Origin of the sequence: Nocardia sp. NPDC057353, assembly GCF_042667085.1 — a bacterium.
Lineage (GTDB): Bacteria > Actinomycetota > Actinomycetes > Mycobacteriales > Mycobacteriaceae > Nocardia.
The window spans coordinates 25,422-34,923 of sequence record NZ_JBHVAK010000068.1 but is presented as its reverse complement, the minus strand read 5'-3'; the positions used below and the strand labels follow the sequence as shown (position 1 = coordinate 34,923).

11 protein-coding genes are annotated in these 9,502 nt (G+C 71.4%); 3 read left to right on the top strand and 8 right to left on the bottom strand.

Going from position 1 to position 9,502, the window contains the following annotated elements:
• Positions 1-109: 109 nt before the first annotated feature.
• Positions 110-1,414 (bottom strand): MFS transporter, encoded by a 1,305-nt coding sequence (locus ACFUUZ_RS27150; RefSeq protein ID WP_378701032.1) that lies wholly within the window; start codon positions 1,412-1,414, stop codon positions 110-112.
• Positions 1,415-1,561: 147 nt separating this feature from the next.
• On the opposite strand from ACFUUZ_RS27150, the gene ACFUUZ_RS27145 reads away from it, so the two are divergent.
• Complete coding sequence (locus ACFUUZ_RS27145; RefSeq protein WP_378701031.1) at positions 1,562-2,041, top strand: MaoC family dehydratase; 480 nt, start codon at positions 1,562-1,564, stop codon at positions 2,039-2,041.
• Between the two features lie 99 nt (positions 2,042-2,140).
• Here the strand turns inward: ACFUUZ_RS27145 and ACFUUZ_RS27140 are convergent, their stop codons facing one another.
• The 7 genes from ACFUUZ_RS27140 to ACFUUZ_RS27110 form a co-directional block, all read right to left on the bottom strand.
• A complete protein-coding gene (locus ACFUUZ_RS27140; protein WP_378701029.1) occupies positions 2,141-2,383 on the bottom strand; it encodes a hypothetical protein in 243 nt (80 codons plus the stop codon).
• Between the two features lie 87 nt (positions 2,384-2,470).
• A complete protein-coding gene (locus ACFUUZ_RS27135) occupies positions 2,471-2,872 on the bottom strand; it encodes an alpha/beta hydrolase family protein (RefSeq protein WP_378701028.1) in 402 nt (133 codons plus the stop codon).
• 255 nt (positions 2,873-3,127) lie between these two features.
• On the bottom strand, positions 3,128-4,159 hold the full coding sequence (locus ACFUUZ_RS27130; protein ID WP_378701026.1) for a hypothetical protein: 1,032 nt from the start codon (positions 4,157-4,159) through the stop codon (positions 3,128-3,130).
• Positions 4,156-4,998 carry an SDR family NAD(P)-dependent oxidoreductase gene (locus tag ACFUUZ_RS27125; RefSeq protein WP_378701024.1) on the bottom strand — a complete coding sequence of 281 codons (843 nt, stop codon included), beginning with the start codon at positions 4,996-4,998 and terminating at the stop codon, positions 4,156-4,158. Before ACFUUZ_RS27125 ends, ACFUUZ_RS27130 begins: the two co-directional genes overlap by 4 nt.
• Positions 4,995-5,402, bottom strand: a complete 408-nt coding sequence (locus tag ACFUUZ_RS27120) for an SRPBCC family protein (RefSeq protein WP_378701022.1) — start codon at positions 5,400-5,402, stop codon at positions 4,995-4,997. The genes ACFUUZ_RS27125 and ACFUUZ_RS27120 overlap by 4 nt, the downstream gene beginning before the upstream one ends.
• A gap of 53 nt (positions 5,403-5,455) precedes the next feature.
• On the bottom strand, positions 5,456-6,427 hold the full coding sequence (locus ACFUUZ_RS27115) for an NAD(P)H-dependent flavin oxidoreductase (protein ID WP_378701020.1): 972 nt from the start codon (positions 6,425-6,427) through the stop codon (positions 5,456-5,458).
• A gap of 21 nt (positions 6,428-6,448) precedes the next feature.
• Complete coding sequence (locus ACFUUZ_RS27110; protein WP_378701018.1) at positions 6,449-7,639, bottom strand: acetyl-CoA C-acetyltransferase; 1,191 nt, start codon at positions 7,637-7,639, stop codon at positions 6,449-6,451.
• A 165-nt stretch (positions 7,640-7,804) separates the two neighbouring features.
• Here ACFUUZ_RS27110 and ACFUUZ_RS27105 point away from each other — a divergent pair, with 165 nt between their 5' ends.
• Together ACFUUZ_RS27105 and ACFUUZ_RS27100 are read left to right on the top strand one after the other, a co-directional pair.
• Positions 7,805-8,173 carry a PEP-utilizing enzyme gene (locus ACFUUZ_RS27105; protein ID WP_378701017.1) on the top strand — a complete coding sequence of 123 codons (369 nt, stop codon included), beginning with the start codon at positions 7,805-7,807 and terminating at the stop codon, positions 8,171-8,173.
• The gene (locus tag ACFUUZ_RS27100) at positions 8,170-9,348 is read left to right on the top strand and encodes a hypothetical protein (RefSeq protein WP_378701015.1); all 1,179 of its coding nucleotides are present in this window, start codon (positions 8,170-8,172) and stop codon (positions 9,346-9,348) included. The genes ACFUUZ_RS27105 and ACFUUZ_RS27100 overlap by 4 nt, the downstream gene beginning before the upstream one ends.
• The last annotated feature ends 154 nt before the right edge of the window (positions 9,349-9,502 follow it).

Here is a 9,502-nt window from a genome sequence, read left to right as displayed (position 1 = left end):
CCCGCGGCGTCTCTTTGCCGGCCACTCATTTGTGCACCCGGGGGCTTGGGCCACACGGGGGCGCCGCGCGGCGCCCCCCCCCCCCGCGGCCGCGTCGAACCCGAAACGGTCAGTCGGTGGCGACGGTGTGCCTGGCGCGCACCGTGCACACCGTGATCAGCCCGACGATCGCCAGCGCGATGACGAAGAAGGCGGGCGCGAGGTTGTTGCCGGTGCGCGCCACCAGCCAGACCGCCACGTAGGGCGCGGTGCCGCCCGCGATGATCACGCCGAGGTTCCAGCCCATCGCGACCCCGGTGAAGCGGGACGCCTTATCGAAGAGCTGCGGCAGCAGCGTGTACGCCCCGACCTGCGCGGCCACCGAGTTCAGCATGATCACGATGTAGGCGACGGTGGCGATCAGCAGCCCGCGCTCCATCAGCCCCATCATCGGGTAGGTCAGCACGATGAAGCCGACGAAGCCGAGCACCATGAGCCGGACCAGCCCGATCCGGTCGCCGAGCAGCCCGCCGAGCGGCATGCTCAGCGCGGCGATGCCGATCGCCAGCGTGGCCACCCAGTAGACCGGGGCCGCGTCGTAGCCGAGCCGCTTGGACAGGTGGATGGTCATGTAGGTGAGCCCGATGTAGGCGGTGCCGTTGACCGCGGCGCTGATCGCGACGGCCTGCAGCAGCGCGCGCGGCTGGCGGCGGAACACCGCGGCGACGGGGGAGTGCTGCTCGGTGTCGGAGCCCTCGGTCTCGTGCGTCTCCGACACCCGGGTCCGCACCCACAGGCAGAACAGCGTCAGCGGCAGCGCCAGCAGGAACGGGATCCGCCAGCCCCACGAATCGAGCTGGTCGTCGGTGGTCAGCGCCGCCACGATGCCCGCCACCGCGGCGGCGAGCGCGAAGCCGCCGGTCGAGCCGAGCGGGGTGAACGAGCCGTAGATCGCCTTGCGCCGCGGCGGCGCCGACTCGGAGATGAAGGTCGCCGAGCCGCCGACCTCGCCGCCCGCCGAGAAGCCCTGCACCAGCCGGACCAGCACCAGCAGCACCGTCGCCCACACGCCGATCTGCGCCGGGGTCGGCAGCAGCCCCATCATGGTGGAGCCGACGCCCATGCAGACCAGCGTCGCCATCAGCGCCTTCTTGCGCCCGAAGCGGTCGCCGATGTGCCCGAAGACCACCCCGCCGAGCGGCCGGATCAGGTAGGCGGTGCCGAAGACGGCGAGCGCGGAGAGCAGCGAGGTGACCGGGTCGTCGCTGGGGAAGTACAGCGGGGCGATGACCGCGGCCATGTAGCCGTAGAGGCTGAAGTCGTAGTACTCGATCAGCGTTCCGACGCCGCCCGCCAGCGCGGCCCGGCGGGCGGATCGGCGATCCGGCTCCGCCTGTGCGGGTGCGGGGGCGACCCCCGTGTCCTGAGCGACCATGCCCGTGCTCCTCTGCGAGGTGTGATCCAAGTCATGCACAATCTCCATCCCGAACGATCGTTTGTCAACTCGCTGCCGTCATTCGTGTACTTCTGGCAGACTTCGGCTAACGATCGTTCGGTTTCGACTTGACTGCGGAGGTGCTCGATGAGCGAGGGGCTGTCCACCACCATCGGCGAACTGGCGGCCACCGGTCCCCGTGACCTCGGTGCCACCGCCTGGTTCACCGTCGACCAAACGCGGGTGAACACCTTCGCCGACGCCACCGACGACCACCAGTGGATCCACGTCGACCCGGAGCGCGCCGCCGCCGGGCTGTTCGGCACCACCATCGCGCACGGCTACCTCAGCCTGGCGCTGGTGCCGAAGCTGCTCGGCGAGCTGCTCACCCTCACCGACCAGGTGCGCGGCACCAACTACGGGCTGGACCGGGTGCGGTTCACCGCCCCGGTGCCGGTCGGGGCGGAGCTGCGGCTGGTCGCGCGGATCGACGAGGTGGCGGCGCGGGCGGACGGCGGGGTGCGGTATCGGGTCGCGGTCCGGCTGGAGGTGCGCGGGCAGGAGCGGCCCGCCATGGTGGGGGAGGCGATCTACCTCGCCTACGCGGGCTCGGGGTTGCCGGGCTGAGCGCAGGGCGTCGAGCGGCGACAGGACGAGCCGGAGGCCGTCAGCACCCGCGGTGCCGACGGCCTCCGGCTCGTCGAAGTTCGGTCGTGACCCGTGGAACTACTGGCTGGGCTGCGGAACGTCGATATCGCAGTCGGCCTTGGGGTTCGCGCCGAGGTAATTCAGCGGCCCCGCGATGATGGTGAGCGCGATCGTGCCGGTGCTCGCGCAGTTCTGCGGCGCGCTGTCGTAGTAGTTGCGCTGAGCCCCGGCGATCACGCCGATGAGTAGCCAGACCAGCACGATGACGCCGAGCAGGCTGGTGTTCCGGGTGGCGGGGCGGCGGCGGGCGAAGGTGGGCATCTCGACTCCTGTGCTGGACTGGACTGCTCAGGCAATTCCCGCTCCGCGCCGCCGGAAACGCTGCCGCGCGACGGATTTGCGCCGCGGTCAGTGCCCGATCCGGTCCAGCCAGGTGATGAGCGCGGGGATCGCCAGGTAGGCGATGGTGGCGTGCGAGGCGCCGGGAATCTGCTCGTAGGTGACGTCCATGCCGTGACCGCGTTCGCGGGCGACGAAGGCGTCGGTGTCCGCGGGCACCACCAGTTCGTCGTCGCGGCCCTGGGCGACGAGCAGCGGGGCGCGGAAAACCGTGGCGCCCGCGGAGTTCCGCGCCAGCAGGTCGCTCCACGGCAGGGTGGTGGTGGGGTCGCGGGTGGTGAAGTTCCCGAGCAGCGGCTGCCCCATGGCGTGCAGCTGTTCCGGGTTGCTGAGCAGGCAGAGCCGGTTCATCTCCGGGACCACGCCCTGCGCGGCCGGGGTGAGGATGTCCGGCAGGCTCGCCCCGTACACCGACGCATGCCGCCGGTGCGCAGCAGCACGTCGGTGGCGTTGACCGCTGCCGCGTGCACCCGGATGCGTACCTCGCCGGGGCCGGGTTCGGGGGAGGGGAGCTCCAGCACCCGCAGCACTTCGGGGCCGCCGTATTCGTAGAGTCCGATCGCCTTCATTGCAGGCGAAACGCGAGATATTCCGATCAGTAAGAGTTTCAGACCACGGAGCAGGAGCCGCGAGGTAGACGCCTGCCTGCGCGAACGGTTCTGAGCGCTACCCGAGTGCCCACGCGTACTGCGGGGGCCACGGCATCGCGGAGCCGCTCTCGCGCAGCACGTTCCGAGCCCAGTTCGGATCCCGCAGCGTCGCACGCCCGGCCAGCACCACGTCGGCCGCGCCCTCGCCGAGAATGCGGGCGACCTGCCCCGACTCCTCGATCAACCCGACCGCGCCGACGACCGCGCCGGTCCGGCGCCGGATCTCGGCGGCGAACGGCACCTGGTAACCGGGGACGGAGCCGATGACGGCCGGGCGCAGGCCGCCGGAGGAGACGTCGATGAGGTCGACGCCGAGCGGGAGAACCTGTTCGGTCAACGTGACCGCGTCCTCGACATCGAGCCCGCCGGTGAGCCAGTCGGTTGCCGAGATGCGGAGCAGCAGGGGCAGGTCGGCGGGCCACACCTCGCGCACGGCACCGACCACCTCGCGCACCAGCAGGGCACGGTCCGCGCCGTAGGCGTCGGTGCGGTGATTGCTCAGCGGGGAGAGGAAGGAGTGCAGCAGGTATCCGTGCGCGGCATGGATTTCCACGGCCTGAAATCCGGCTGCGCGAGCGCGCCCGGCGGCGGCCGCGAACAGGCCGGGCACCGCCCGGACCTCGTCCGTCGACAGCACCCGCGCACCCTCGGAGGCCGTGACGGGAATCCAGCCACCGTCGGCTGGCTCGACCCGCCGCCGCCGATCGATCCACGGCGGGTACGTCGACGCCTTCGGCCCCGCGTGCCCCAGCTGCAGCGCGGGCACCGCACCGTGCCGCCGCACCGCCGCCGCGATCCGCGCCAACCCCGGGATCTGCTCGTCCGACCACACCCCGAGGTCGGCGGGGCTCACCCGCCCCTCAGGAACGACGGCGGTCGCCTCGGTGAGCACCAACCCGACCCCGCCGACCGCCCGCGCCTCGAGGTGCGACACGTGCCAGTCGGTGACCACCCCCGCCGGCGCCGAGTACTGGCACATGGGCGACATCCACAGCCGATTCGGCACCCGCAGCCCGCGCAGCCGCAGGGCGTCACCGGCAGCGCTCATCCGCGCGCCGCGGTGAACTCGGCGGCGGCCGCCACCACGTCGGTGGCGAAGGTGCCGAGCGTGACCGCGGTGGCGCCGCCGTCGACCGGGATCACCGTGCCGGTGACGTAGCGGGCCAGGTCGCAGGCGAGGAAGAGCGCGACGTCGGCGATCTCCTCGGCGGTGCCGAGCCTGCCCAGCGGCTGGCTCGCGCCGAGCCGGTTCTCCAGGTGGTCGACGAAGGCGTCCGACTCCGCGGCGGGCACGCCGAAGGTCCTGGCCATGAGCGGGGTCTTGATGATCCCCGGCGCGATGGCGTTCGAGCGGATGCCGAGCCCGCCCAGCTCGATGGCGGCCTGCCGCACCAACCCGACCAGCGCGTGCTTGGCGATCGTGTACGACGGCGTGCTCCACCCGCCCTGCAGCGCCGCCGCGCTGGCGGTGGTGATGATCGAGCCGGGGGAGCCCTGCTCCCGGAACATCCGCGCCGCGACCTTGTGCCCGAGCAGTGCGGAGCGGGTCAGCAGTGCCAGGGTGCGGTCGAAGCCGTCGGCGGTGAGGTCGATGATCGGAGCCGGATCACCCTGCGCGCCCGCATTGTTGACGAAGACGTCGAGCCGCCCGAACTCGTCCACGGCGGCCCGCGCCAAGCCCTCGATCTCGGCCTCGTCGGTGACGTCGGCGTGCCGGTACACCGCGCTAGCCCCGATATCGGAAGCGGCGGCGGCGCCCAGCTCGTCCTGGATGTCGCCGATCACGACCTTCGCCCCGGCTTCCGCGAAGCGGCGCGCGGTGGCCAGCCCGATCCCGCCCGCCGCGCCGGTGACGACGGCGACCTTGCCGTCGAGCAGGGCGGTCACGCGCCCAGCTCCTGCCGCAGCCGGTCGAGCGCGTCGCGGTAGATGCCGCGGATCGCGGTGGCGAGTTCTTCGTCGCCCGCCGCGGAGCCGGAGGTGAAGGTGGCGTCCCAGCTGATGCGCGAGCCGCCGTCCTGCGCCTCGACGGTGATCCGGGAGCGGTACTCCTGCAGCGGCAGCGGGCCGCTCAGGTACTCGTAGAGGTAGCTGCGCCCGGCGTCGTCGTGCTCGACGATCCGCTCGACGGCATCGCCGCCGCCCCCGGCGAAGGTGGCGTGCCTGGTGTCGCCGTCCATGCGGACGCTCTCGATGGCCGGGATCCAGGAGGCGATGGCGCCGACGTCGCCGACCACCTTCCAGACCGCGTCCGGGTGCGCGGTGAACGACGCGGTTTCGATGATCTGCACGATGGCTCCTCGTCTCTGCTGGTCAAATAACGCTAGGGGTGTCCGCGCGGGCTTCACAGTGCACGCAGGGGGACAAGTGCGGCGTCGTACTCGCGGCGCAGCCGGGCCACCAGGTCGGCGGTGGACTCGACGGCGGTGACCGCGCCGACGCCCTGCCCGGCGCCCCAGATATCGCGCCACGCTTTGGCACCGGAGGTCACGGTGTCCCCGGTGCCGAAGTCCATGGCCGAGGGGTCGGAGGTGCCGAGGTCGTCCGGGTCCAAGCCCGCGGCGACAATGCTGCCGCGCAGGTAGTTGCCGTGCACGCCGGTGAACAGGTTGGAGTAGACGACGTCGCTCGCGCCGGAGTCGACGATCATCCGCTTGTACCCGTCCACCGCGTTCGCCTCGCGGGTCGCGATGAAGGCCGAGCCGATATACGCCAGGTCGGCGCCCGCGGCCCGCGCGGCCAGGATCGAGCGGCCGTGCGCGATGGCGCCGGAGAGCAGCACCGGCCCGTCGAACCAGGCCCGGATCTCCTGCAGCAGCGCGAACGGCGAGAGCGTCCCGGCGTGCCCGCCCGCCCCGGCCGCCACCGCGATCAGCCCGTCCGCGCCCTTCTCGATCGCCTTGCGCGCGAACCGGTCGTTGATGACGTCGTGCAGCACGATGCCGCCGTAGCCGTGCACGGCCTCGTTGACGTCGGCGCGGGCGCCGAGCGAGGTGATCACGATCGGCACCTCGAACTCGGCGATCGTGGCCAGATCCTCGTCGAGCCTGGCATTGGACCGGTGCACGATGAGGTTCACCGCGAAGGGCGCGGCGGGCGCCTCCGGGTGCTCGGCGTCGTACTTCGCGAGCCGCTCGGTGATCGTCGTGAGCCACGCGCGCAGCTGCGCCTGCGGGCGGGCGTTCAGGCTCGGGAACGAGCCGACGATGCCCGCCGTGCACTGCGCGACCACGAGCTCCGGGCCGGAGACGATGAACATGGGCGAGGCCATCGCGGGCAGCCGGAGCCGGTCGGTGAGGATGGCGGGCAGGGTCACGGGTGCTCCTCGTCTCGGGGGTCAGTTCGGAACGCGCAGGATCAGGGCGTCGCCCTGCCCACCGCCGCCGCAGAGCGCGGCCGCGCCTGCGCCGCCGCCGCGGCGGCGCAGCTCCAGCGCCAGGTGCAGGGCGATCCGCGCCCCCGACATGCCGATGGGGTGGCCGAGCGCGATCGCGCCGCCGTTCACGTTGACCCGCTCGGGGTCGATGCCGAGCGCGCGAGTGGAGGCGATCCCGACCGCGGCGAACGCCTCGTTGATCTCCACCAGGTCCAGCTCTCCCGGCGAGCTGCCCTCGGCGGCACAGGCTTCCGCGATGGCATTCGACGGCTGGAGTTGCAGCCCGGAGTCCGGCCCGGCCACCATGCCGTGCGCGCCGATCTCGGCGAGCCAACTCAGCCCGTGCTTCTCGGCGTACGTTCGGCTGGTCACGACCAGCGCGCAGGCGCCGTCGTTGATGGTGGAGGCATTGCCCGCGGTAATACTGCCGTCCGCGCGGAAGGCGCCGCGCAGCCGGGCCAGCGTCTCGACGGTGGTGTCCGGGCGCACGCCCTCGTCGCGGCCGAACCAGGCGCTCTCGCCTTTGCGCCCCGGCACCTCGACCGGGACCACCTCGTCGTCGAAGACCCCGCTGTCCCAGGCCTTCGCGGCCAGCCGGTGCGAGCGCGCGGCGAAGGCGTCCTGGTCCTCGCGGGCGATGGAGTCGCGGTCGTTGCCCGCCTCGGTGAGCAGCCCCATGGGCTGGTCGGTGAAGGTGTCGTGCAGCCCGTCGTAGGCCATGTGGTCGACCAGCGTGACCTCGCCGTACTTGTAGCCGGTGCGCGAACCGGGCAGCAGGTGCGGCGCCTTGCTCATGGATTCCATGCCGCCGGCGACGATCACCTCGAAGGCGCCGGAGCGGATGAACTGGTCGGCCAGGATCAGCGCCTCGATCCCGGACAGGCACACCTTGTTGATGGTCAGCGCGGGCACCGACATCGGGATTCCGGCCTTCGCCGCGGCCTGCCTGGCGGGCATCTGCCCCGCTCCGGCGGTCAGGACCTGGCCCATGATCGTGTACTGCACCGCCCCGGGCGCCACCCCGGTCCGGTCCAGCGCGCCGCCGATGGCGACCGCGCCCAGTTCGGCGGCGGTGAACCCGGCCAGCCCGCCGAGCAGGCGGCCGATCGGCGTGCGGGCGCCGCCGACGATCACGGAGGTGGTCTGGGGCACGGGGCTCTCCTCGGTAATACGTTCAACAGTACTCAGTATCTCAGCACAGTACTGTCCGCGGGTCGAGGGTGAGCTGTCGGTTGTCTCCCAAAGTGGACTGTGCACCGCTGTGACTCAGCTCATACCGTCGGCCGGACGCTCTTCCGCTCTCGGAAAGGATCAGCAATGACGAGTTCCGCCGGTACCGGCACCAATCTGTTCGTCAGTGCGGACATCTCGGGCACCGCGCGGTGGTTCGAGACCACGGCCGACGTGCTCTCCATCGACGACGAGGAGCTGGCCGAGACCATCGCCTTCGTGCACAAGGGCGGGATGACGTTCCTGTCGCCCATCCTCCCGGACCTGAAGGCCATCGTCTGCACCGCGGGCAGCCGCGAATCGCACCTGGCCATCCTCTCCCGCGAATCCGCGGTGCCCTGCGTGCTCGCGGCCACCATCGACACCGACATCCCGACCGGCACCGAGGTCCGGCTGGTCCTCGGCGACCCGGAGAACGCCACCATCGAGATCGCCACCCCGGCGGTGGCCTCGTGACCACCTTCGCGAGCCGCGTCCGCACCGACCCCGACTACGAGCCCACCCTCGACGAGTGGAACCAGCTCGTGCTGCAGGGCGGCCGCGCCTACAAGTCAGAGCTGGCTCGGCGCACAGTCTTCGAATCCGAGATGTTCGGCATGAACACCTACATCGTCATGTCGATGATGGAGGACTACCGGAAGGTCCCCGACCGCCTGCGCACCATCCTCCGCCACGCCACCGCCGAGGAGCTGGTCCGCACCGGCCTGCCGATCGGCTCCAAGCGCAGCTTCATCAACCTCGCCGCCATGCCGCTGCACTACCTCACCGGCCGTGAACTCTACGTCGACCTCGGCGCGAACACCCTCGCCGACGGCCACGAGGACACCCTCACCGTGCTGCGCTTCTGGCGCCGCGCCACCATTGCCATGCGCACCGACGGCGCGCTGTTCAACATGGACGCCGAGCCGCCGGACAGCTCGCACGTCGTCGGCCCCGAACTCCTGGGGTCGATCCTGGGCCACCTGGAGCCGAACGACCCGGCGACCACCGCCGTCATCCGCAAGTTCGCCGCCCGGCTCACCGCCTACGCCTTCCTGGAGAACTGCGACGCCCGCACCGCCGTCTGCGACACCGGCCCCTACGACCTCGGCGACGGCACCTTCCTCGCGCTGCGCGAACTCTGCTGCGACGGGGACGGGGACTTCCCGTGGCTCGACGGGATCCGGGACACGCTCCCCGAGCACCACTTCGTCCTCGCCTACCGGCTGCCGGACAGCGTGCGGATGGACAACAACGTCTGGGGGACGGCGTGGTTCACGCCCAGCGACTACCTCGGCGACGTTCTGGAAGCGCGCGTCTTCGCCCGCAACGGGTCCTCCCTGCGCGCGCTCTCGCAGGACGAGGTGGTCGCGCTGACCGGGCACATCCGGACCGCGCACCGCACGCTCTACGGACGGCTCGCCGACACCGATCCGGAGCAGCGCAATCTGTACGCGACGCAGATGTACAGCTGGAAGCTGAAGGCGTGGGCGCGGATCGCCGGGTGCTACGACGAGATCGACTGGTCGGTGAGCCCGTCCATCGTCTCCTTGTACGAGCGGTTCAGTGACCCCGCGGTCGCGCTCGGCCTGATCGGCGGGGTCTTCGTGCCCGCCGATCGAGACAGTTGTTTCCGCCCGCTCGAGGAGTGAAGCCGCCGACCACGGTTCCGCGCCGCCTGCTCGGGCGCTGCCTGCGCGATCCCGCCGGGAGGCGGGCGCTCGCCGGTATCGGATCGGTCGTGACCCTCATCCTGACAGTCGATCTTCGTCAACTCCGGGTTGACGCACGTTGGATTGTCAACTA

Excerpts from the sequence above, each read along its gene's own strand:
- ACFUUZ_RS27150 (WP_378701032.1), bottom strand. The coding sequence starts at position 1,414 with ATGGTCGCTCAGGACACGGGGGTCGCCCCCGCACCCGCACAGGCGGAG.
- ACFUUZ_RS27145 (WP_378701031.1), top strand. The coding sequence starts at position 1,562 with ATGAGCGAGGGGCTGTCCACCACCATCGGCGAACTGGCGGCCACCGGT.
- ACFUUZ_RS27140 (WP_378701029.1), bottom strand. The coding sequence starts at position 2,383 with ATGCCCACCTTCGCCCGCCGCCGCCCCGCCACCCGGAACACCAGCCTG.
- ACFUUZ_RS27130 (WP_378701026.1), bottom strand. The coding sequence starts at position 4,159 with ATGAGCGCTGCCGGTGACGCCCTGCGGCTGCGCGGGCTGCGGGTGCCG.
- ACFUUZ_RS27105 (WP_378701017.1), top strand. The coding sequence starts at position 7,805 with ATGACGAGTTCCGCCGGTACCGGCACCAATCTGTTCGTCAGTGCGGAC.